General features: G+C 62.2%; 18 protein-coding genes. 11 read left to right on the top strand and 7 right to left on the bottom strand.

What is annotated here, in order from left to right:
• The first annotated feature begins 389 nt into the window (after positions 1-389).
• The 6 genes from ABEA02_RS02940 (at position 390) to ABEA02_RS02915 (ending at position 3959) form a co-directional block, all read left to right on the top strand.
• Positions 390-923 (top strand): gamma carbonic anhydrase family protein, encoded by a 534-nt coding sequence (locus ABEA02_RS02940; RefSeq protein WP_345531329.1) that lies wholly within the window; start codon positions 390-392, stop codon positions 921-923.
• Positions 920-1357, top strand: a complete 438-nt coding sequence (gene dtd, locus ABEA02_RS02935; RefSeq protein WP_345531327.1) for a D-aminoacyl-tRNA deacylase — start codon at positions 920-922, stop codon at positions 1355-1357. Before ABEA02_RS02940 ends, dtd begins: the two co-directional genes overlap by 4 nt.
• Positions 1357-1890, top strand: a complete 534-nt coding sequence (locus ABEA02_RS02930; protein ID WP_345531326.1) for a C40 family peptidase — start codon at positions 1357-1359, stop codon at positions 1888-1890. The genes dtd and ABEA02_RS02930 overlap by 1 nt, the downstream gene beginning before the upstream one ends.
• 500 nt (positions 1891-2390) lie before the next feature.
• Complete coding sequence (locus tag ABEA02_RS02925; RefSeq protein ID WP_345531325.1) at positions 2391-3056, top strand: RluA family pseudouridine synthase; 666 nt, start codon at positions 2391-2393, stop codon at positions 3054-3056.
• A gap of 22 nt (positions 3057-3078) precedes the next feature.
• Positions 3079-3456, top strand: a complete 378-nt coding sequence (locus ABEA02_RS02920; protein WP_345531324.1) for a cupin domain-containing protein — start codon at positions 3079-3081, stop codon at positions 3454-3456.
• Positions 3453-3959 carry a DUF1993 domain-containing protein gene (locus ABEA02_RS02915; protein WP_345531323.1) on the top strand — a complete coding sequence of 169 codons (507 nt, stop codon included), beginning with the start codon at positions 3453-3455 and terminating at the stop codon, positions 3957-3959. Before ABEA02_RS02920 ends, ABEA02_RS02915 begins: the two co-directional genes overlap by 4 nt.
• A gap of 51 nt (positions 3960-4010) precedes the next feature.
• Here ABEA02_RS02915 and ABEA02_RS02910 read toward each other — a convergent pair whose 3' ends face one another.
• Positions 4011-4241 carry a DUF1161 domain-containing protein gene (locus ABEA02_RS02910; RefSeq protein ID WP_345531322.1) on the bottom strand — a complete coding sequence of 77 codons (231 nt, stop codon included), beginning with the start codon at positions 4239-4241 and terminating at the stop codon, positions 4011-4013.
• A 109-nt stretch (positions 4242-4350) separates the two neighbouring features.
• Between ABEA02_RS02910 and ABEA02_RS02905 the strand changes: the two genes are divergently transcribed.
• Together ABEA02_RS02905 and ABEA02_RS02900 are read left to right on the top strand one after the other, a co-directional pair.
• The gene (locus ABEA02_RS02905; RefSeq protein WP_345531321.1) at positions 4351-4677 is read left to right on the top strand and encodes a nucleotide pyrophosphohydrolase; all 327 of its coding nucleotides are present in this window, start codon (positions 4351-4353) and stop codon (positions 4675-4677) included.
• A 129-nt stretch (positions 4678-4806) separates the two neighbouring features.
• The gene (locus ABEA02_RS02900) at positions 4807-5274 is read left to right on the top strand and encodes a hypothetical protein (RefSeq protein WP_345531320.1); all 468 of its coding nucleotides are present in this window, start codon (positions 4807-4809) and stop codon (positions 5272-5274) included.
• 63 nt (positions 5275-5337) lie between these two features.
• On the opposite strand, the gene purL is transcribed toward ABEA02_RS02900, so the two are convergent.
• The 6 genes from purL to ABEA02_RS02870 all read right to left on the bottom strand — a co-directional run bounded on the left by purL (position 5338) and on the right by ABEA02_RS02870 (position 18639).
• Positions 5338-9285, bottom strand: a complete 3948-nt coding sequence (gene purL, locus ABEA02_RS02895) for a phosphoribosylformylglycinamidine synthase (RefSeq protein ID WP_345531319.1) — start codon at positions 9283-9285, stop codon at positions 5338-5340.
• Between the two features lie 215 nt (positions 9286-9500).
• Complete coding sequence (locus ABEA02_RS02890; protein ID WP_345531318.1) at positions 9501-9713, bottom strand: hypothetical protein; 213 nt, start codon at positions 9711-9713, stop codon at positions 9501-9503.
• Positions 9714-9897: 184 nt separating this feature from the next.
• Positions 9898-10371, bottom strand: coding sequence for a hypothetical protein (locus ABEA02_RS02885; RefSeq protein ID WP_345531317.1), 474 nt, complete (start codon positions 10369-10371; stop codon positions 9898-9900).
• A gap of 10 nt (positions 10372-10381) precedes the next feature.
• Entirely contained in the window at positions 10382-11602 is a 1221-nt protein-coding gene (gene flgL / locus ABEA02_RS02880) for a flagellar hook-associated protein FlgL (protein ID WP_345531315.1), read from the bottom strand.
• Positions 11603-11610: 8 nt separating this feature from the next.
• Positions 11611-13695: a flagellar hook-associated protein FlgK gene (gene flgK / locus ABEA02_RS02875; RefSeq protein ID WP_345531314.1), complete on the bottom strand. Its 2085-nt coding sequence runs from the start codon at positions 13693-13695 to the stop codon at positions 11611-11613.
• 540 nt (positions 13696-14235) lie between these two features.
• A complete protein-coding gene (locus ABEA02_RS02870; RefSeq protein WP_425584652.1) occupies positions 14236-18639 on the bottom strand; it encodes a DUF3418 domain-containing protein in 4404 nt (1467 codons plus the stop codon).
• Between the two features lie 219 nt (positions 18640-18858).
• On the opposite strand from ABEA02_RS02870, the gene ABEA02_RS02865 reads away from it, so the two are divergent.
• From ABEA02_RS02865 to ABEA02_RS02855, 3 genes are all read left to right on the top strand, one after another.
• Positions 18859-20424, top strand: a complete 1566-nt coding sequence (locus tag ABEA02_RS02865; RefSeq protein ID WP_345531312.1) for an alkaline phosphatase D family protein — start codon at positions 18859-18861, stop codon at positions 20422-20424.
• 387 nt (positions 20425-20811) lie between these two features.
• Positions 20812-21651, top strand: a complete 840-nt coding sequence (locus tag ABEA02_RS02860) for a PEP-CTERM sorting domain-containing protein (RefSeq protein ID WP_345531311.1) — start codon at positions 20812-20814, stop codon at positions 21649-21651.
• A 127-nt stretch (positions 21652-21778) separates the two neighbouring features.
• Positions 21779-22369, top strand: coding sequence for a TIGR00645 family protein (locus ABEA02_RS02855; protein ID WP_345531310.1), 591 nt, complete (start codon positions 21779-21781; stop codon positions 22367-22369).
• The last annotated feature ends 54 nt before the right edge of the window (positions 22370-22423 follow it).

The raw sequence follows: 22423 nt of genomic DNA, 5'->3' as shown, positions 1-22423 counted from the left end.
GTAGGTGCGGTTTCAACCGCACAACCCACGCCCCAATTGCCGTCATGCGTCCGGCTGAAGCCGGACCTACGACCACTCTCCCTCCGCCTGAACGCAGCCCCACCACCCCGTAGGTGCGGTTTCAACCGCACAACCCACGCTCCAATTGCCGCCATGAGTCCGGCTGAAGCCGGACCTACGCCCACTCTCCCTCCGCCTGAACCCAGCCCCACCACCGTGTAGCTGCGGTTTCAACCGCACAACCAGACGTCGCAAACCGCCCTTCTCCAAACCCCAAACCCAGGCAGCCGATTGCTTGCCGCCCCTGCAACCCGGCGTGGGCTGCCTGCTATGATTTCGGCTTTATTGCAACGCACGATTTCTGCGCTGCATCTGACGGAATACCTGCAATGGCCATCTATCGACTGAATGAACGCGTGCCCCAGCTGGCGGAAGACTGCTGGGTGGCAGAGAGCGCCACGGTGCTGGGAACAGTGACGCTGGGCAAGGGCGTCAGCGTCTGGTTCGACGCGGTCCTGCGGGGTGACAACGACCCCATCGTCGTTGGCGACGGCAGCAACATCCAGGACGGTTCGATCCTGCACACGGATGACGGTGTGCCGCTGACGCTGGGCCAGAACGTGACGGTGGGCCACATGGCAGTGCTGCACGGCTGCACGATTGGCGATGGCTCGCTGATCGGCATCAATGCCGTGGTGCTCAATGGGGCTGTTGTGGGCAAGAACTGTCTGATTGGCGCCAACTGCCTGATTCCGGAAAACAAGGTGATTCCCGACCGCTCGCTGGTGGTGGGCACGCCGGGGCGGGTGATTCGTGAATTGTCGGACGCCGAGGTCGCCAATCTGCTCGCCAATGCAGAGGGTTACCGACGCAATGCCGAGCGCTTCCGTCAGGGTCTCAAGCGCATCGACGACGCTTCGTGATTGCACTGATCCAACGCGTCTCTGAAGCCGCAGTCCGCGTCGACGATCAGATCGTTGGTCAGATCGGTCAGGGCGTACTGGCTTTCGTCGGCATTCAGAAAGGTGACGATGCGCAACGCGCTGAGCGTCTGCTGGAACGGATTCTCGGTTATCGGATTTTCTACGACGATGCGGGCCGTATGAACTGCAGCCTGCGCGATGTTCGGGGTGGCTTGCTTCTGGTGTCGCAATTCACGCTGGCGGCCGATACGCAACGCGGCACCCGCCCGAGCTTCAGTACCGCAGCTGCTCCGGATGAAGCACGCGCTTTGTTCGACGCTTTTACCGGCCTGGCGCGCAACAAGCATGACAATGTAGCCACTGGCGTCTTCGGCGCCGACATGAAGGTCAGACTGGTCAATGACGGGCCAGTCACCTTCTGGCTGGAGGTCTGATGCGTCGCGCCTGGCTGCCGTGTGTGCTTGCAGGCCTGGCGGCCTGTTCGTCGGCACCTCCCGTACAGCATACAACAACACCGCAAAGCGCAGCCCCCCGGAAACAGGCGCCCCTTGAGCGCGCGCCCTCGACAGCCGCGTTCCGCCTTGATGCAGAGCATCAGGCGAGCGAGATCCTGCTCTTCTCACTGAGTTTGTTGGACACAGGTTACAAATTCGGTGGCCGTAACCCCGAGGCGGGACTCGATTGCAGCGGCATGGTCAGCTATGTCGTGGAACAGGTCTCCGGCAAACGGCTGCCACACAATGCGTCGCAGATTGCGGCGATCACTCAGGTCGTCGATTCGCAAAACCTGCGACCAGCCGATCTGGTGTTCTTCAACACCAACGGAAAGCCCTACTCTCATATGGGCATCTATATCGGGGAAGGACGTTTCATCCACGCCCCCAGCAGCCGGGGCAGCGTGCGGGTTGAACGGCTGGACAATGTGTATTTTGCAAAGCGGTTCGATGGCGCACGTTCGTTGTTTTGAGCTGGGGTTTGTGCGACTGAAGTCGCACCTACAAGACGGTGCCGATGTAGGTCCGGCTTCAGCCGGATAGAAGGTGGCGGATGAGAGATCGAAATCAACCCTGCGGGCAAGGCGACTTCGGTGGAACATTGGTCGCTGGGTTTGTGCGACTGAAGTCGCACCTACAACATGGTGCCTGTGTAGGTCCGGCTTCAGCCGGACAGCAGGTGGCGGATGAGAGATCGAAATCAACCCTGCGGACAAGGCGGCTTCGGTGGAACATTGGTCGCTGGGGTTGTGCGACTGAAGTCGCACCTACAACTCGGTGCCGGTGTAGGTCCGGCTTCAGCCGGACAGCAGGTGGCGGATGAGAGATCGACATCAACCCTGCGGGCAAGGCGGCTTCGGTGGAGCATTGGCCGCTGGGGTTGTGCGACTGAGGTCGCACCTACAACATGGTGCAGATGTAGGTCCGGCTTCAGCCGGACAGCAGCCGACAGCAGAAGGTTTGGATCGACGGGATGACACACAGCGTGACTGAGCGTTACAGACCACCGCAACTTCCGCTGGATGTGCTTTACGAGGACGATACCTGCGTGGTCGTCAACAAGCCCTCTGGCTTGCTGTCTGTGCCGGGGCGCGGAGAAGAGAAGCAGGACTGCATGGCGACTCGTCTTCTGGGGCGTTTCCCGGATGCCATGATCGTCCATCGACTGGACATGGAAACTTCGGGGATTCTCGTTTTCGCGCGCGGCGTCGATGCACAACGCACGCTAAGCATGGCCTTTGCCTCCCGACAGGTCAGCAAGGCCTATGAAGCGCTCGTGTCGGGCCTGCCTGACCCCACCGACGGCAGCATCGACATGCCGCTGATCACGGACTGGCCCAACCGGCCACGCCAGATGGTGGACCATCAACGGGGCAAGCCTTCTCTGACCCACTTCAGTACCTTGGCGCGACCATCGCCTGATACAAGCCGCTTGCGACTGATCCCGATCACGGGCCGCTCTCATCAGCTACGCGTCCACCTGCAGGCAATCGGTCATGCCATCCTCGGTGATGCGCTATATGCTGACGCCCCCGCGCGGCAGCAAGCACCACGTCTGATGCTTCATGCGTGTGAGCTACGTTTCCCGCACCCCGTCAGCGGAGAGCCAATTCACATCAGCTGTCCCTGCCCCTTCTGAACAAGAGATATCGTTCCCGACCATGATCTTTCGCCACAACGACATGCATGTTGAGCACAAGACCGGCATTCACGACGGGCAAGGTGAGGTGAGCCTGCGGTATCTGATCGAGCGCAACACCCATCCCAACCTGCGGCTGCTGACCTGGATGCACGTCGCACCAGGCGCCTCGGTCGGTTTGCATCATCATCGTCTCGAAACCGAGTACTACCTGCTGCTCAAAGGCGCGGTACGCGTCAATGACAACGGCAGCATTTCTGACATGCATGCCGGCGACCTGTTGCAGACGGCCAGCGGGCAAGGTCACGCACTTGAAAACATCGGCGACGAGACTGCCGATTTACTGGTTTTCGTCGTCACCCACGCAGAACACCCACTCAACACGAGGAGTAGCGTATGAGCATCTCTATGTATCAAGCCTTCATCCCGCCGGCGCAACGCGCCCTCCGCAACCTGTCGGCCATTCTCGACAAGATCGCAGCCCATGCAGAGGCCCGCAAGATTGATCCGGCGGTGTTCCTGTCCGCGCGCCTGTTCCCCGACATGCTTCCGCTGACCCGCCAGATCCAGATCGCTTCGGACACGGTGAAAGGCGGCGCAGCGCGACTCGCCGGCCAGGAGCCGCCGAAGTGGGAAGACACCGAGACTACGTTCGCCGAATTGCAGCAGCGAGTTGGCAAGACGCTGGATTACCTCGCCAGTTTTACACCGGAGCAGATAGACGGCAGCGAGGATCGTGACATCACCCTGCAGATGCGCAGTGGCGATCTGCACTTCAAGGGACAGGGTTACCTGCTGGGATTCGTCATGCCCAATCTGTACTTCCACATCACCACGGCTTACGCAATTGCGCGCAGCAATGGGGTGGAACTGGGCAAAAAGGACTTTCTCGGCAGGGAGTGAGCCTGCCGAAACGGCCCCGGCTGGCACCGGGGCCTGTAATGGTGCGGTGTCTCAGCCCTTCTTGTAGAGGATCTTCTTCTTGCCGGTCTCGCAGGTGCCGACAACCTTGCCGTCACCCGACGCATCGCTGACCACAACATCCAGCGTGTAGGATTTGACGCCGTGCCCCTGCAGTTTGGCTTCGATCTCGGACTTCAGTTCGTCACATGACTTGGCCGCCCACGCGGGGCTGAAGGCAAGCGCCGAGCAGGTTGCAGCGATTGCGACGATAGAACTTTTCATGGCTGGCTCCGGAATGAGGCGCACGATGCGCCGCGCATAATCTGCCGACCCCGCAGAAACCCTGCAAGCCAGAACAGACCTGAGTACATACCCCGTTTCTGACCATCAAATGAGCCAACTGATCGACACCCGGGCGCTGGAAGCTGCCCTGCACACCTTTGCCGATGAGCGGGACTGGCATCGTTTCCACACTCCGCGCAGCCTGATACTGGCGCTGACAGGCGAAGTGGGAGAGCTGGCCGAGATATTCCAGTGGAAAACCGATGAGCAAGCCGCTGCCGTGATGACAACACCGGAGGCGGAGCACGTCCGGCAGGAGATTGCAGACGTCCTGCTCTACCTGATGCGTCTTGCCATGGTGCTCGAGATTGATGTTGATCAAGCTGTGCGCAACAAGATCGCAATGAATGCGATCAAGTATCCACCTGCCCGATAGGGCATGTGCCCCCCGGAACGATGCACAGATAATGCCGGGCGACTACACACGAAAGGGAGCATTTCAATGAGTAAAACAACCATCGCAATCAGTCTTCTTGTGGTGGCCGTCCTGAGCGGATGCGCCGAAATGAGCGCCCGATCGCGGGACTATGTAGAGCCGAGTGACGGTGAGACGGCCCGCGTTCGCTTCAGCACCAACGGCGACCTGACGTTGATCCCGGAGCGCAACTGCACCGACTGGTCAGCGCCCGGCGCTGGAGTTGTCACATCCAGCAAGAACTTCATTGTGGGCAAACCGAAGTACATTGATCGCAAGCTGGGTATTCCGGGCACAGGGCCTGCGGGGATGGCCTCGGCCGAGGCAACCGTGCGCGCAGGCAAGCCACTTACCGTTGTATTTGACAGCTATGAAGCCATCGGCGACTGGCGCTATACCTGCAAGGGCAGCTTCGCATTCATTCCGAAAGCCGGCGAAGACTATCAACTCACCGTTCGACACGATGTGGGCGCTGGCTACTGTCGTTATGAGCCCACCATGCTCAGCAATCCGACGCAGCGTGTGACGATCTATAAGACCGAAGAGTGCAAGCGCTAAGCGCCACGCCAACCAACAAAAAGCCCGCCTTCAAGGCGGGCTTTTTGTTGGTTGATCAATGACTCACCCAACCCACTTGCGAGCATTGCGGAACATGCGCATCCAGGGCGAATCCTCGCCGAGGAATTCCGGCGCCCAGCTCATCTGTATCGTGCGACGGCAACGCTCGGGGTGCGGCATCATGATGGTGAAGCGGCCATCTGGCGTGGTCAGTGCGGTGATGCCATCGGGCGAGCCGTTGGGGTTGGCCGGATAGCTTGTCGCGACGGCGCCCTTGTTGTCGATGAAGCGTGCCGACACCAGCGCAGCGCTGCGCGCCGCATCGCTCTGGAAGACGGCCCTGCCCTCGCCGTGGCTCACCACGATGGGCATGCGGCTGCCGGCCATGCCTTGCAGGAAGATCGACGGCGATGGCAGCACTTCGACCATTGCCACACGTGCTTCGAACTGCTCGCTCCTGTTGCGGTGGAAGCGCGGCCAGGCTTCAGCGCCGGGGATGATCTCGGCCAGATTGCTCATCATCTGGCAACCGTTGCAGACGCCCAGCGCGAAGGTGTCTTTGCGCGCGAAGAAAGTCGCGAACTGTTCGCGCAGCTTGTCGTTGAACAGGATGGATTTGGCCCAACCCTGCCCCGCGCCAAGGACGTCGCCGTAGGAAAAGCCACCACAGGCTGCGAGGCCCACGAAATCATCGAGCTTCACGCGGCCCGACATCAGATCGGACATGTGCACGTCATAGGCATCAAAGCCTGCTGCTTCAAAAGCGGACGCCATCTCGTTCTGCGAGTTCACACCCTGCTCGCGCAGGATGACCACCTTGGGGCGCTTGCCAGAAGCGATCAACGGAGCAGCGATGTCTTCAGCCGCATCAAAGCTCAGCGACACCGAGAAACCCGGATCGGTCTTGTCGGCCAGCGCAGCAAATTCCTGCTTCACCGACTCGGCGTCGTCACGCAAGCCAGCAATGTGGTGACTCACTTCGCTCCACACCTGCAGCAGCTCATTCACGTCGCCTTCGAACACGGTCTTGGCGTTGCGGCGAATGCGCAGTGCGTTGCGGTCGTTGGGGAAGCCGATGAAGTGCGTGGCGGCGCCGAGGCCTGCCTCGCGCAGCACTTGCTGCACCTTTTCGCGATCGGCGCGGCGGATCTGGATCACGGCGCCCAGCTCCTCGGCGAACAGCGCGCCGAATACGCGGTCGTTAAAGCGGCCCTTGAGCAGATCGGGGCGCTTCTCGCTGCCGTCGACGTCGCTGGTCATGTCGTCGTAGGCGACGGAGTCCAGCTCGACCGAAATACCGGTACGCGATGCAAAGGCCATCTCGGCCAGCGTGGCGAACAGGCCGCCGTCAGAGCGGTCGTGGTAGGCCAGCACCAGGCTATCGCGCTTGAGCGCGTTGAGGCCCGTCACGAAGTTCTTCAGCGTCGTGGCATCGATATCGGGCGCATGTTCGGCCACCGAGTTGTAAGCCTGAGCCAGCACCGAGCCGCCGAGGCGATGCTTCTGGAAGCCAAGGTCGATCAGCACCAGTTCGGTCTCGACGCCCTCTTCGATCTTCAGTTGCGGCGTCAGCGTCTTGCGCACGTCGGCAACAGGCGCAAAGGCCGTGGCAACCATCGACAGCGGCGAGATGACCGACTTGTCCTCCTCACCCTCTTTCCACGCCGTTTTCATCGACAAGGAATCCTTGCCGACCGGCACTGCGAGCTGCGCACCGATACAGAAGTCGGACACTGCCTTGACGGTCTCGAAGAGCTTCGCGTCTTCGCCACGGTGGCCGCAGGCCGCCATCCAGTTGGCAGACAGTTTCACCTGCTGCAGGTCAGCCACATCAGCCGCCATCAGGTTGGTGATGGCTTCGCCCACGGCCATGCGACCCGACGCAGCCGGGCTCACACAGGCCAGCGGTGTGCGCTCGCCCATGGCCATGGCTTCACCAGCGTAGCCATGGAAGCTCATCGCGGTCACGGCCACATCAGCCACCGGCACCTGCCAGGGGCCAACCATCTGGTCGCGCGCCGTGAGGCCGCCCACCGAGCGGTCGCCGATGGTGATGAGGAAGGATTTCGATGCCACAGCCGGCATGCGCAGCACGCGCAAGGCGGCTTCCTTGACGTCCATTGCCGACACATCGAACGGCGGCAGGAAGATCTGGCGCGTTGCGACGTTGCGCGTCATCTTCGGCGGCTTGCCGAGCAGCACTTGCATTTCCATGTCGACGGGCTTGTTGCCGAAGTGGCGGTCGGAGACGACCAGCTGCTCTTCTGCGGTGGCACGACCCACCACGGCAAACGGGCAGCGCTCGCGTTCGCAGAAAGCCTGGAACATCGGCAGGCTTTCCGGCGCAATGGCCAACACATAACGCTCCTGCGCCTCGTTCGACCAGATCTCGCGCGGGCTCATGCCGGGCTCTTCGATCTTCACTTCGCGCAGCTCGAAATGCGCGCCGAGCTTGGCGACATCGGCCAGCTCAGGGAAGGCATTCGAGATGCCGCCTGCGCCCACGTCGTGGATGGCGAGGATGGGATTCTTGTCACCCTGCTGCCAGCAGGCATCGATGACTTCCTGCGCGCGGCGCTGGATTTCCGGGTTGCCGCGCTGCACGGAGGCGAAGTCCAGATCCGCCGTGTTGGTGCCCGTCGTCATGGACGAAGCCGCGCCACCACCCAGACCGATCAGCATGCCGGGGCCACCCAGCTGGATCAGCAAGGTGCCCGGCTTGAAGATAACCTTCTCTGACTGCTTTGCCTGGATGTTGCCTACGCCGCCCGCGATCATGATGGGCTTGTGGTAGCCGCGCACTTCGCCTTGCACTTCCTGCTCGAAGGTGCGGAAGTAGCCAGCGAGGTTGGGACGACCGAACTCGTTGTTGAAGGCCGCTGCACCCAGCGGGCCGTCGATCATGATGTCCAGCGCCGAGGCGATGCGTTCCGGCTTGCCATAGAACCCACCTGAGTGCTTCTCCCAGGGCTGCACAGCGCCGGGGATGTTCAGGTTGGAGACCGAGAAGCCTGCGAGGCCGGCTTTCGGACGCGAGCCCCGACCCGTCGCGCCTTCGTCACGAATCTCGCCGCCCGCGCCGGTCGAGGCGCCGGGAAACGGCGAGATTGCCGTCGGGTGGTTATGCGTTTCCACCTTGGCCAGCAGGTGCGTCTCTTCGCGCTTGAAGCTCCATTTGCCATCGGCCTCGGGGTAGAAGCGATCCACCTCGAAGCCGTTGATGATGGCTGCATTGTCGGAGTACGCCACGACGGTGCCTTGCGGCGTGGCTTTGTGCGTGTCCTTGATCATGCCAAACAGGCTCTTCGCTTCGGCGCGGCCGTCGATGATCCAGTCGGCGTTGAAGATCTTGTGACGGCAGTGCTCGGAGTTCGCCTGGGCGAACATCATGAGTTCCACATCGGTCGGGTTGCGGCCGACGCGCACGAAGTTTTCGACGAGGTAATCGATCTCGTCATCCGACAGGGCCAGGCCGAGTTCGGCGTTGGCCTTGACCAGTGCGGCACGACCACCGCTGATCACATCGACGGAAGTCAGCGGCTGCGGCGCGTAATGGGCAAACAGTTCGGCAGCGGCCTCAACGGTGGGCAGCACCGATTCAGTCATGCGGTCATGCAGCAGCGGCAGCACCGCGTCTCGCGTGGCTTCGTCGAGCGACTTGATGTCCAGCGTAAACAGTGTGCCGCGCTCGACGCGCACCACCTTGTCGAAACCGCAGTTGCGGGCAATGTCGGTAGCCTTCGACGACCAGGGCGAAATGGTGCCCAGGCGAGGCGTCACCAGCAGCCCCACACCGGCTGGCAACGCGGCGCTGGCCGGGCGCGCATCCAGCAGGTCGACCAGGCGCTCCTGCTCCCGAGCCGTCAGCGCGGCGCTGATCTCAACGAAATACCAGTGTTCGGCAACGACGCCACGCACCTTGCTGGCGGCAGACTTCAGGGATTCGGAAAAGCGGGAAAGGCGCGAAGCCGAAAAGGCCGGCGCGCCACGAAGCTTGAGGATGTCGGACATTGGAGATGGACTCTTGGAGAGGCTGGACGGAGGCAGACAGGCCCACCGCCGGAAAGGGCTGAATTTTAACGGATTTCAGCCCGCCTTTCGAGTCCGGATGCGCTTTGGCGCACAGTCTGGATCAGGGAGGCGCGCGTGCTCACAGCCGCGACACGCCGGATTGCGCCCTGGGTGCTTGTTTCGCGGAGCAGCCTCCCGCGAGACAAGTGTCGCGATCAGTCGCCGCCGAGCTCGTCCTGGTCAGCCGAAAGATCCAGCTCGTCGCTGACGTCCATCTGCACACGGCTATTGCGTGCCACATCACTCTGGAAGGCCATCAATTGGGCCGCCAGACCGGGCAGCGCAGGCAGGGCCTCGTTCGCACCCAGATTACGGGTGACCTGATTGAAGTGCATGGCAGAGATGGCGCGCTGACGACGTTCGAACATGCTGGACTCCCTTTGGATATGCGGGGACTGCAATGAATCATGTGATGCGTGCATTTCAGCGCACAGAACTGTGTCTTGCAAGACACAAACTCCGGAACGGGTGACGTTTGTCACGCAGCGCACCATGCCAGCTGCGCCATCCCTGCGTTCACGGCACTCAGGTGATCACAGCCCGCAGGGAGTGTTACAGCTTCGCTACAGGCGGCGCAATCATCCGCACCTCGGCGTCGGCCAGTCGATGCGGCAGGAACAGCCGTGAGTCCATCGACTCGGTGTAACTGATGATCTCGTAGCCAGCCATGCCGGATTCGCGGGCCAGTTCGGTCGCGCGTCGCTGCAGCACCATGCGGGCCTCCCCTTCGCCACCGTTGTGCACACGCTGCATCCGCAAGCTGTAGATCACGCGGCGGTCTGGCAGACGTGTCTCCAGGATCTCCCAGGCTGGCGCCTGCGGATCGACAACCTGGTACATCAGGCCGACGAGGCCGGCGACCATGATGATGTCCATGTAGGCCACGGCGTAGCGCGGCGAGAGCTTGAACGCGCCGCCGGGCAGGAGGGTGCCCTTCTCGGCCTTGCTGAAACCGATCTTGTCCAGACCCAGCGAATTGCAGCCTGCGAGGGACACCATGAACATCAGGCAGAGCAGTTTCTTCATGATCGCGCCCTCAGGTCAGGAAGCTGAACAGGTTCATGTTGGTACTCTTGACGAAGGTCGTGCGCGACGCTTCGAGATAGGTCTGCTGCAGCTGGAAGTCCGAAATCGCGCTGGCATAGTCCAGTCCGACCAGACGGTCGGTGCGGTCGGCGTATTGCACCTGCAGATCCTGCGCGACATTGCCCAGCGAATCGAGCTCGATCTGTTCGGAGCCGACCTGCGCGCGCAGACGCAGCAGGTTCTCCATCGCATTGTCGGCCAGCGACATGGTGTCCTGGATGGACGCGAAGTACGCCGGCCCGGTGCCACCCGTACGCAGATTGCTGATGAAGTCGGACAGGATGGAGAACGCATCCGTGGTCCCGCTCCCCGGGTTCATGAGGAAGCTGTCGCCGGTTGCGGGCGTCCCGTTGATGGTGATCTGGATTTCGGCAGCGGCCGGAGCCGGTGGCAGGTTGATCGCGCTGCCCGCCGTATATGCAGCACCGGCCACCATGGGTGTCCCGGTCATGGCTGGATCTGCCGCACGGTCATAGATGTTGTACGTCGTTGCCGATGTGAAGCGGATGCCGTACTGACCGCCGGCATAAGTACCGACAACTCCGTTGCTGGCAATCGTAGCCGTACCGCTGTTACCCAGCGATGCCTGCGGGTTGAAGCTGCTGCCGGTGGTCTGGATCCGCATCAGCACCTCCTCGCCATTGAGGCTGACGGGGATGTTGCGCGAGTTCGAGACGCGCACACTGCGTTGCCCCTGGTCGCCCTGGTAGGTCACACCGGAGAGGTCGCCGGTAAAAGCCTGCACGTCCCCCTTGAAGCCGGAGAACAGGTACTCGCCATTGGCGTCCGTCGTATTCGCAATCGACAGCAGGTTGTTGAACTGTGCCTCCATATCCGCTGCGATGGCGTTTCGGTCGTCCTGATTGATCGTGGACGTGCCGCCCTGAATTGCCCGTTCGCGCACATAGGTGAACAACTCGCTCAGCGAGGCCAGTTTGCTGTCCAGCATGGACAACAGGTCGTTGGCCGAACCCTGCGCATCCAGATGCATGGCCGTCTGTGCGGAAGCCTGCGACACCTCCAGCGCGCGCGCTGCGGCAACAGGGTCATCGCTGGGGTTGACCACCCGCTTGCCTGTCGAGAGCTGGCGCTGCAACTGCACGACATCGAGCTGCTGCTTGTTGATGTTGGAAACGTTGATGTCATAGATCTGGGATGTACTGATGCGCATGATCAACCTCAAGCCAGGTTAAGGATCTCATCAAAGAGCTTGCTGGCGATGTTCATCGCGCGTGCGGCAGCCTGATAGGCCTGCTGATAGCGCAAGAGGTTGGCGGCCTCTTCATCCAGATTCACCCCCGACAGGCTTTGTTGCGCGGCCTGGGCCTGCTCCAGCAACGCCGTCTGCGCATCGACGCCAATCTCGGCATCGCGCGACTTGGTGCCCACATCGCTGACCAGCTGCGAGTAGGCATATTCGTAACTGGCACCACCACTCAGCATGGTCTTCACGTTCTGCAAGCCAGCCAGCGCCAGCGCATTGCGATTGTCCGAGATGCCCGTGCTGTTGGCGGTGATGCGGAAACTGTCACCGTTGCCCGGTGTTCCGGTGATCGTGAAAGAGATGGCTGGCGAGCCGAACTCGAAAGTCTTGCCTGCACCGTCCAATGCCGGGTTGTAAGTGTTGTCTGCCGCCGTTGTGCCGCCGGGGAAGCCGGCATCCTTGGGGTCACTCGTACTGGCTCCACTGCGCACACGCAGGGTGATTGCCGTACCGGTGGAGTCAACTGCGGAAAAGGTGTTGGTCGCCGAATTGAAGGTCAGCGTAATCGCGTTGAAGTCCGGAATGCCGTCCGCGCCGACAGTGTCGATGCCTGTACCTGCACCGCTCGATGCGCCCACGGTCGCCACGATGGTGCCGCCACCGATCTTGGCCGTGCCGCTGTTGCCCGTCTCGGCCGCCATCGCAAACGGCAGACCTGCCGCAATCTTTCGCACATCCTGAATCGCCAGCGAAATCTCCGCCGCTGCATCGCGCGTGGGTTTGACCACCCAGCGGTCACCGTCCACCGGCGTGCCAGTGATGCTCAGCGAGAAGCCGTAACGCAAAGTCTTGTCGGTGTCGGTCGCATCAGTCGTCGTGCCATCGGGGGGCGTAGCACCTTGATAGACGATGGTGTTGTCAGACTGTCTGCGCATCGTGTAGCCCGTCGCCGTGGCATAAGTCAGCGTGTAGTCCTCAGCCTTCAGGTCCTCGATCCCACGCGACGTGGCGGTGTAGTACGTCCCCGACACTGTTGCCGTACCCGTGCCGCCCGACTGCTTGATCACCGGCGTGAGATTCGAAAAGAAGCGCCCACCGAGCTGGCCATCGAGATCGACCCCCTGGGCGTGAATGTCATTGACGTTCTTGCTGATGCCCACGGCAAGGCGCCCCAGCGCCGTCTCGGCTTGCAGCAGGGCCTCGTCACGAAAGCGCAATAGCCCGCCCATGCGCCCACCATTGATGAGGCTGTCAGGCACGCGGATGTTCACGCCACCCAGAGTCATATAGACGGCCTGATCTTCGGGGTTGTTGGGCGACGGCCCGACGGACAGGGCCGTCGCGTCCTTGCCCACCACAAGCGGCTGTCCGTTGCCGAAGTACAGGTTGATCGAACCGTCGGACTGGGTCGTCGACGTCACGCGGACTTCGTCGTTGATCTGCTTTATCAGGCGGTCGCGCAGGTCGTGCAGATCGTTCGCTGCGACTTCTGCGCCAGCTACTTCAGTCTCGCGGATACGCTGGTTGAGATCAGCAACCTGCTTGGCCAACGCATTGATGGTCGTGGCCGATTCGGCCATCTGGGACTCCACCCCGGTGCGGATCTCACCCAGACGCTGATCCAGTGCGTGGAATCGCTCAACCAGCGTCGAGGCGGCCGACATCAAAGCCTGGCGCGACGGAATGCTGGAGGGATTGGTCGACAGCTCCTGAATGCCCTTGAAGAAGCCCTGAATCGCGGGCGACAGACCGGCGCTTTCGTTAGCCAGCAGGTTGTCGATCTGCTTGATCTCGGTGGCGTAGGTGTCAAACTCGGTACGTGCCGAACTTGCAGCCAGCACCTGGCTTTGCAGGAAGCCGCTGTAGACGCGCTGGATCGTATCGATGCGCGTGCCTTGGCCGTAAAAGCCCGAGCCCGAGAACAACGGATCCATCGCCGACTGCGCCACGCGTTGGCGACTGTAGCCATCGACGTTGGCATTCGAGATGTTGTGCCCGGTCGTAGTCAGCCCTGCCTGGGCGGCACTCAAGGCAGTAAGACTGATACTGAGCAGACTCATGACGGGCACTCCAAGGGTTTGTTGACACTCATCCGGCGGATTGCGTTGAATCGCAGGGCTTGCCGGACAAGGCGCGCGACGCAGTGCGGGGGGGCGCCCCCACACAAGGAGCGCAACGCAGTACGGCGAGCCCTGCGATTCAACCCATCGGGCGGGTACTGAATTCGTCACAGCACTTCGTTGCGGCTCCTTGCCATGGAACCACCCTGTCGGCGTCGCCGCGCCTTGTTCTGTGTCGAATTCAGTGTCCGCGCAACCGTCGGATGAATGCCAACAGACCCTGCTATCTACGTCCAGTCATAGCAATTCCTTTGCCATGTCCAACAGACGCAAAAATTCAGGCACAAGCCATTGTTATGAAAGAATTTTTTTCCTTGCAAAAAGCACCCGAACGTGGAGCGGCAAATCTTGCCGCCATAGGCGCGGCAGATTCAGCCGCCCTGCGCGCGCTTGCGCCGGGGGATGACCTGTTTGCAGGGTGGGCACGGTGTGCCTACGGCGTTCAAGCCGGAACCAACGGGCTGGCCCACCGAGCCCACCTTATCGCGGCCGAGCGTCCCAGATCTTCTGCAAGCGTTTTACGCTCACCGGTGTCGGCGTCTTGAGCTCCTGCGCGAAGAGGCTCACGCGCAGCTCTTCGAGCAGCCAGCGGAACTCTTCCATCTGCGCATCGATGACGCCCGCCTTGCGCTGCGCGAGCAGTTCTCGCTCGAAGGGCTGCGCCAGCGAACGCCAATCAGCCAGCAACTCGGCATCGCGCGCCGGATTGTTGCGCCACTTGTCGACGCGCATCGCTGCCGCCTTGAGGTAACGCGCGAAATGCGTCAGCCGCTCATAGGGCTGGGACACGAGGAAGTCCTTGGGCATCAATCGCGTCAGTTGCGCCTGGATGTCCGAGGGCAGATCGCCGGCGTTCTTCAGGCCCACCAGTTTCTTCGTGATGGCAGCGTGCTCTGTGACCAGGCTGCTGACCAGACGCATCAGCTCCTGCGCCACCAGCGTAATGCGCGGCTTGGCCTCCTGCGCACGCTTCGTGAAGCTGTCCGCGTCGGTGGGCAATGGCGACAACAGGCAGGTGCGTGCCAGCGTGGCCTGCACCAGCAGCGCTTTCAGATCCGCTTCGCTGCCAAAAGGCATGAACTGCAGCGACAACTCGCGCAGCCCCGGCAGCTTTTCGATGGCCTTTACCTGGTCCTTGAGCGTCAGCGCGAACAATCGGCCCAGGCCCTTGAAGTGCGCCTTGGCCGCCTCTTCTTCGGTGTCGAAGGGGCGGATGCTGACCGAATCGCCGTCATCATGCAGCGCCGGAAAACCGATCACGGTGCGACCGGCTATCTTCACTTCCAGCAGTTCGGGCAGGACGCCGAAGCTCCAGGTGGTGAGGTTGCTGAGCGCCACAGCGGCCCTCTCCCCCTGCCCCTCTCCCGCAGGCGGGAGAGGTGTGTTTTTCTCCCCTCTCCCGCCTGCGGGAGAGGGTGGCCCGGAGGGCCGGGAGAGGGCTGGCTCTTCAGCACTTTCCTTCCCCTGCACCTTCAAGCCCGCCAACTGCGCGCCCATCGAGCCTTCCACCAGCCCCGCGCGAAACGCCGCTGCCACCTGATCCTTGAGCCGCGTGCGCAGCTCCATCAGGTTGCGCGACTGGCCCAGCACGCGGCCGTGTTCGTCGATGACGCGAAAGTTCATGAAGCAATGCGGGTTGAGGTTCTCGCTGCGGAAGCTCTCCAGCGGCAGTTGCAACGACACGCGGTCTTCCACAAAGCCCTGCAGTGCCCGCAGAAGCGGCTGCTCGCGGTCGTACTTGCCTTCTTCCACTGCCGCCAGAAAATCCAGCGTGCTCTCGCCAATCGGTTGCAGGCGATGGCGATGCTTCTGCGGCACGGTCTTGAGCAGCGCCGTCACCTTCTCTTCGAGCATGCCGGGCACCAGCCATTCGCAACGGTTCGCCGGCACCTGGTTGAGCATGGCCAGCGGCACGGTCAGCGTCACACCGTCTTCAGGGTCACGCGGTTCGTGCACGTAGCTCAGCTTGAGCTTCTGCCCCAGCACGGGCATGGTGCCGGGGAAGTTTTCGCTGTTGATGCCGGCCGCCTCGTGACGCATGAGCTGCTCGCGTTCAAGGTGCAGACAGCGCGGGTTCTTGCGTTCCGCCTGCTTGCGCCAGGCCTCGAAGCTGCGCACGTCGCACACGTCGGCCGGAATCTGCGCGTCGTAGAAGGCCTCGATGAGCGCCTTGTCGACCAGCAGATCGGGCCGGCGCATCTTCTGCTCGAGCCGCTCTATGTCCGCAATGAGGCGCTGGTTGTGCTGGAAGAACGGCATGGCCCTGGCCTGCCCTTCGTCCAGATCGCCTTCGACAAGGGCTTCGCGAATGAACACCTCGCGACAGGCCACCGGGTCAATGTGCGAGAACGCCACCGGGCGCCTGGCGTAAAGCGTGATGCCGTGCAACACCCCGCGCTCGTAAGCGCGCACGGCGCCGTGGCGCTTCTCCCAGTGCGGCTCATAGGTCTGGCGCTTGATCAGATGCGCGCCGACTTCCTCGATCCATTCCGGCTCGATTCTCGCAATGCAGCGCGCGTAAAGCCGCGAGGTGTCGATGAGCTCGGCCGCCATGATCCACTTGCCGGCCTTCTTCGCGAGGAATGACCCCGGATGCGGCCAGAATCGGATGGCGCGTGCGCCCAGATACGCCCCGGCGTTCTGCCCCACCGTCTCTTCCTGCTTGAGGCCGATGTGGCCCAGCAGGCCGGTCAGCAAGGCCTTGTGGATGGACTCGTATGACTCTCCGTCATTCCCGCGAAGGCGGGAATCCAGTGTCTTTGACCCGCCATCTGAACGTCGCTGGATTCCCGCTTCCGCGGGAATGACGGTATCGGGGCTCTCTCGCCTGACCCAACCATGCTCCGCGCACAGCGCATGCAACTGTCCATGCACATCGCGCCATTCACGCATGCGCAACCATGACAGGAAGTGCTGCTTGCACCAGGCCTTCTGCTTGCTCGACGACTCGTGCTTCCACACTTCATCAAACTGCCGCCAGAGGTTAACGAACCACATGAACTCCGAGCGCGGTTCGTTCCTGTCGTCCGGCGCGCTGCGGAAGCGCGCATGCGCCTGATCCGCCGTGCCGGTCTGCTCGGGCGGCCGCTCACGCGGGTCCTGCACCGACAGGGCCGAGGCAATCACCAGCACTTCGCGCAGACAGTGGCGGTCGCGCGCCGCGATGAGCATACGGCCGATCTTGGGGTCCAGCGGCAACTTGGCGAGTTCGCGGCCGATGGCGGTGAGTTCCAGCCGATTTTCCGGACGCGAGTCCGCACTGCGCTCCCCTCTCCCGCTTGCGGGAGAGGGGTTGGGGGAGAGGGCTTTTTCCAAAGCGGCGCCGACAGCAGCCAACGTTGCCTCCCTCTCCCGGCCCTTCGGGCCACCCTCTCCCGATTTCGGGAGAGGGGACGCCACCTCATCCACTGCGCCCAGCTCAAGCAACAACTGATACCCATCCGCGATCGCCCGCGCAGGCGGCGCATCGATGAAGGGGAAGTCCTCCACCGCACCCAGCTTCAACGACTTCATGCGCAGGATCACGCCGGCCAGTGACGAGCGCAGGATTTCCGGATCGGTATGCCCGGGGCGTCGTGCGAAGTCTTCTTCGGCGTAAAGGCGAATGCACACACCGTCCTGCACACGCCCGCAACGCCCTGCCCGCTGTTTCGCCGCGCTCTGCGCGATCTTCTCGATCTGCAGCAGCTCCACCTTGTTGCGGATCGAATAACGGTTGAGTCGCGCCAAGCCCGTGTCGACCACATAGCGGATGCCCGGCACCGTCAGTGAGGTCTCGGCCACATTGGTCGACAACACCACGCGCCGCCCCGAAGATCGACCGAACACGCGCTGCTGCTCGGCCGCCGACTGGCGCGCGAACAGCGTCAGGATCTCGGTGCCCGGCGCATGGTGCTTGCGCAAGGCTTCCGCCGCTTCGCGGATCTCGCGCTCGCCCGGCAGGAACACCAGCACGTCGCCGAGCCCGATGCGCTGCAACTCGTCGACCGCGTCGACGATGGCTTCGTACAGATCCCGGTCTGCCTTTTTGCCGTCATTCCCGCGAAGGCGGGAATCCAGTGACGTTTGCGACGATCCAGAGAGTCGCTGGGTTCCCGCCTTCGCGGGAACGACGGACTCCGCCTCAATCGGTCGGTAACGCACCTCGATGGGATACAGGCGCCCCGACACCTCGATCACCGGCGCCGCTTTGCCATCGATGGCGAAGTGATTGGCGAAGCGCTCTGCATCCAGCGTCGCCGAGGTCACGATCACCTTGAGGTCGCGCCGCTTCGGCAACAGCGTGCGCAGGTAGCCGAGCAGGAAGTCGATGTTGAGGCTGCGCTCGTGTGCCTCGTCGATGATGATCGTGTCGTAGGCGCTCAACAATGGATCACCCTGCGTCTCCGCCAGCAGGATGCCGTCGGTCATCAGCTTCACGTAGCTCTCGGGCTTGGTGTGATCGGTGAAGCGGATCTTGTAGCCCACCAGGGTGCCCGGTTCGCTCTGCAGCTCCTCGGCGATGCGCTCGGCCGTCGCCCGCGCCGCAATGCGACGTGGCTGCGTGTGCCCGATCAGCCCCGCCTCGCCACGCCCCAGCGCCAGGCAGATCTTGGGCAGCTGCGTCGTCTTGCCCGAGCCCGTCTCGCCGCAGACGATCACCACCTGGTTCGCCGCGATCAGCTCCGCAATCTCGGCGCGCCGCTGGTTGACCGGCAGGTCATCGGCAAACACCGGCCTGGGCAAGCGCTCCCGCCGCAGTGCGCGGGCAGCGATACTCGCCTCGAATTTCGCCCGCAATGCCTCAGGCAAGGCCGTCAGCGTATCGGCGCGCTGCGGCAAGGCACGCAGCTGGCGCCGCAATGCGGGTCGGTCTTTGGCGAGGACAAGTTCGAGCAGGGACACTGGGGGAATCATCAAATTCGGGAGGCGGCATTGTAGGGGACAACGTCAAACCCCTCCCAACCTCCCCTTGTCAGGGGAGGCACCCGTTCAGGCCAGCGCGGTCTCCCTCCCCTGACAAGGGGAGGGAGGGGAGGGGTTTGAAAGCTCGGCGCACACCCTGGCTCAGCCCCATGCGAATCCATTCATACTGCAAGCCTGCCCTCTACCCAGCACCCAATTGTGAACCGTCGCGACCTCCTCAAACTCGCCGCCTTCAGCGCCCTTGCGCAATCCCTGCCGCGCAGCGCCTTCGGCCTCACCTTGCCCGGCAACGCCATCGGCAATCTCTTCTCACTCGGCGTTGCGAGTGGCTCGCCGCGTCACGACAGCGTGGTGATCTGGACGCGCCTGATGGCAGATGAAACCGGCGCACTGGGCAGCAAGCCCATCCCCGTCAGCTGGGAAGTCGCCGACGACGAGCAGTTTCGCCGCATCGTGCAGAAAGGCAGCACGCATGCACATGCCGAGCTGGGGCATTCCGTGCATGTCGAAGTACCGGAGCTCGCGCCCGACCGCTGGTACTTCTACCGCTTCCGCAGCGGGCAGTACACCAGCCGCGTCGGCCGCACACGCACCCTGCCCGCGCCGGGCGCGGCAGTCACCGGCATGCGCCTCGCCTACGCCTCCTGCCAGCGCTGGGAGCATGGCTACTACGCCGCCTGGCGGCACCTGCAGGCCGAGGCCGTCGATGCGGTGTTCTTCGTCGGTGATTACATCTATGAATACAGCCGAGGCAAGAACGACATCCGCTCGCACGACCTGCCCAAGCCCACCGATCTGGCCAGCTACCGCGACCGCTACGCGCTTTACAAGAGCGATCCCGACCTGCAGGGCGCGCATGCCGCCTGCCCCTGGCTGATGACCTGGGACGACCACGAAGTCATCAACGACTATGCCGGCCTAAGCAACCCTGTCGCCGAGACCGACTTCGCCGCGCGCCGCGCCGCCGCCTACCAGGCTTTCTATGAAAACCAGCCCATGCGCGCCCGCACCCTCACCCGCGCCCTGACCGGCCTCGCGGACGGTGCCGAAATGCGCATCTACGACCGTGGCAGCTTCGGCACGCTCGCCGATTTCCACATCCTTGATTGTCGCCAGTACCGCAGCCCGCAGGCCTGCCTTGACCCCGACAAGCGCGGCGCACACACCATCCGCCGCGACGCCTGCAGCGAACTCGCCGATCCCGCCAGAACCTTTCTGGGCATGGAACAGGAGCGCTGGCTCGCCGACGGCCTCAAGGCCGCCGGCACCAAACCACGCTGGACGCTGATCGTGCAGACCACCCGCTTCGGCCAGACCCTTTATGGCAGCACGAAGAACCCCGGCGTCAGCAACGACACCTGGGACGGCTACCCTGCCACGCGCCAGCGGCTCATCAACGCCCTCATCCAGAACAGGAGCCCCAACCCGGTCCTGCTCGGCGGCGACGTGCACGCCAACTGGGTCGGCCACATCAAAGCCGACTACAACAAGCCCGATAGCCCCAGCATCGGCGTCGAATTCACCGGCACCAGCATCAGCTCGAACAGCAACGGTGGCGACAACATCCCCAACCACATCAAACAAAACCCGCACTTCGTCTTCGGCGATGGCTTCAAACGTGGCTATGGCGTTGTCGAACTTGAGCCCGACAGGCTCACAACCACCCTGCGCGCCGTTGTCGACCCCACCAGGGCGGACTCAGGGATCGAAACACTCGCCCGCTTCGAAGTCGAAGCAGGCAAGGCCCTCATCCACCCGCGCTGAGGACTTCTGGCGTACGCGGCACCGCAGCATTTTCGCCTTCCGATCAAGGGCATACGGATGCCGGAAGACTGCCGGCCACGCTTTTCCCCGGATATTTGTCGGCGAATTTGACAAAAGTGAAATTCGTGAAATTCATCACAGCATAAAAATCAGTGATTTAGTAGGCCGGCATGCCGATTGCTTACTTGGAACCGGTGCCAAAATTCCAGGCGCCCGGACCACGAAACCCGTTTTGCAAATCAGAACATTGATAAGCAAGGCAAATTTCAGCAATCCGGATACGACCTCCCCTCTGGCAGCCGTCAGGTCATTGGGGTACGCTGCGGGGGCGATGCTCGGGTTGTAGACGCATTGCTACCAATAAAACACTTTTGTGGAGAGGTTGACATGATTCATATGAAGAAGATGGCTGCAGCGGTTGCGCTGGCTGCTGCATCGATTGGCGGCGCGCATGCCCTGGTTCAAGGCGATATCGCCTTCACCGGCCTGAGCACCAACACCACCGTGGGCGGTTGGTCGTTCGCTACCTTCGCAGATATCGCGCTCGGTACGACGATCTATTTCACGGACACCAGCATCCAGACCAACGGCACGTTCGTTACTACGCCAGAGACTTTCTGGTCGTGGACTGCCACGAGCCAAGTTGATGCAGGCACCATCATCACTGTTACAAATAATGGCTCGTCGACTGCACAGGTTGCGAGCACGGGTTCTGTTGTGAACCTGGGCGCGGGTACGGGCGGAGCCGCTACTGCTTTTAACGTGAGCTCGAGCGGCGACACGCTTTATGCTTATCTGGCGACGTCGTCCACGTTTAACACCGTTCCTTCTGCAGCCAACACCTTGGCCGCTATCAGCAATCGCGCGACTCCTTACGCTTCCTCAGATGACCCCGCAAGTATCTCGGGCATCACACTCACCAACATTCGCGGTGTAAGCACTTTGTCGACGGAAGTGACGGCCGTGTTGTCGACAGCTACGGCCTGCACCACAGCCGCTGCTTGTCGTTGGGCTGAATTCAACCCGACCGGCACCTACGCGTCAGTAGCCGATCTGAAGGCCGCGATCGCCAACACGACCAACTGGGCTTCCGCACAAGAGTCCAACTCTGTTGGGCTGGATGCAGCTACGGGCCTGATTACTCCGGTCCCCGAAGCCAGCACCTACGCCATGCTGCTCGCCGGTCTCGGCATGATCGGCCTGATGGCTCGCCGCCGTTCGGTCTGATCCGTTTCTGCTTTACAAAACGCCCACCGTCCGCGGTGGGCGTTTTGCTTTCTGGGCTCTGCAGTTCAGCCCGACCACCGCCGCCGGCAGCTATACTTGCGCGCTGCACCAACCCCTCAGAATCGCCATGAACAACCCCAACAAGCCCCTGCGCCCCTTGCCCAACCTCATCTTCATGAGCCGCTGGCTGCAGCTGCCGCTGTACCTCGGCCTGATCCTCGCGCAGTGCGTCTATGTGTTCCATTTCTGGGTCGAGCTGATCGATCTGATCGGCGCGGCGATGGGCAACAAGGCGGCACTCGAACACGTGGTGGCTGCGGTGGGCCATGGTGGCAACGCAGGCAAGCTGACCGAGACGACCATCATGCTGGTGGTACTGGGCCTGATCGATGTGGTGATGATCTCGAACCTGCTGATCATGGTGATCGTTGGTGGTTACGAAACCTTCGTGTCGCGCATGTACCTCGAAGGGCATCCGGACCAGCCGGAGTGGTTGTCGCACGTGAATGCCTCGGTGCTGAAGGTAAAACTGGCGACAGCCATCATCGGCATTTCGTCCATCCATCTTCTCAAGACATTCATCAACGCCGAGAACTACAGTGAAAAGATGCTGCTTGCGCAGACGGGCATCCATATCGCTTTCCTGCTCTCGGCGATGGCCATCGCTTATTGCGACCGTCTGATGTCGCATCATCAGCCGCTCAAGCAGGAGCACTGACACTTTCGTCATTCCCGCCTTCGCGGGAATGACGGCAAACAATTCCCCCCGTAA

Source organism: Viridibacterium curvum (genome assembly GCF_039544165.1).
Lineage (GTDB): Bacteria > Pseudomonadota > Gammaproteobacteria > Burkholderiales > Rhodocyclaceae > Viridibacterium > Viridibacterium curvum.
This window is presented reverse-complemented; position numbering and strand designations above follow the sequence as displayed.

Bases quoted from the DNA above. Each gene is read 5' to 3' on its own strand.
- ABEA02_RS02900 (WP_345531320.1), top strand. From the start codon at position 4,807: ATGAGCGCCCGATCGCGGGACTATGTAGAGCCGAGTGACGGTGAGACG.
- ABEA02_RS02905 (WP_345531321.1), top strand. From the start codon at position 4,351: ATGAGCCAACTGATCGACACCCGGGCGCTGGAAGCTGCCCTGCACACC.
- ABEA02_RS02885 (WP_345531317.1), bottom strand. From the start codon at position 10,371: ATGAAGAAACTGCTCTGCCTGATGTTCATGGTGTCCCTCGCAGGCTGC.
- ABEA02_RS02925 (WP_345531325.1), top strand. From the start codon at position 2,391: ATGACACACAGCGTGACTGAGCGTTACAGACCACCGCAACTTCCGCTG.
- flgL (WP_345531315.1), bottom strand. From the start codon at position 11,602: ATGCGCATCAGTACATCCCAGATCTATGACATCAACGTTTCCAACATC.
- ABEA02_RS02860 (WP_345531311.1), top strand. From the start codon at position 20,812: ATGATTCATATGAAGAAGATGGCTGCAGCGGTTGCGCTGGCTGCTGCA.
- ABEA02_RS02930 (WP_345531326.1), top strand. From the start codon at position 1,357: ATGCGTCGCGCCTGGCTGCCGTGTGTGCTTGCAGGCCTGGCGGCCTGT.
- ABEA02_RS02910 (WP_345531322.1), bottom strand. From the start codon at position 4,241: ATGAAAAGTTCTATCGTCGCAATCGCTGCAACCTGCTCGGCGCTTGCC.
- flgK (WP_345531314.1), bottom strand. From the start codon at position 13,695: ATGAGTCTGCTCAGTATCAGTCTTACTGCCTTGAGTGCCGCCCAGGCA.
- ABEA02_RS02940 (WP_345531329.1), top strand. From the start codon at position 390: ATGGCCATCTATCGACTGAATGAACGCGTGCCCCAGCTGGCGGAAGAC.
- ABEA02_RS02855 (WP_345531310.1), top strand. From the start codon at position 21,779: ATGAACAACCCCAACAAGCCCCTGCGCCCCTTGCCCAACCTCATCTTC.
- purL (WP_345531319.1), bottom strand. From the start codon at position 9,285: ATGTCCGACATCCTCAAGCTTCGTGGCGCGCCGGCCTTTTCGGCTTCG.
- ABEA02_RS02890 (WP_345531318.1), bottom strand. From the start codon at position 9,713: ATGTTCGAACGTCGTCAGCGCGCCATCTCTGCCATGCACTTCAATCAG.
- ABEA02_RS02920 (WP_345531324.1), top strand. From the start codon at position 3,079: ATGATCTTTCGCCACAACGACATGCATGTTGAGCACAAGACCGGCATT.
- ABEA02_RS02915 (WP_345531323.1), top strand. From the start codon at position 3,453: ATGAGCATCTCTATGTATCAAGCCTTCATCCCGCCGGCGCAACGCGCC.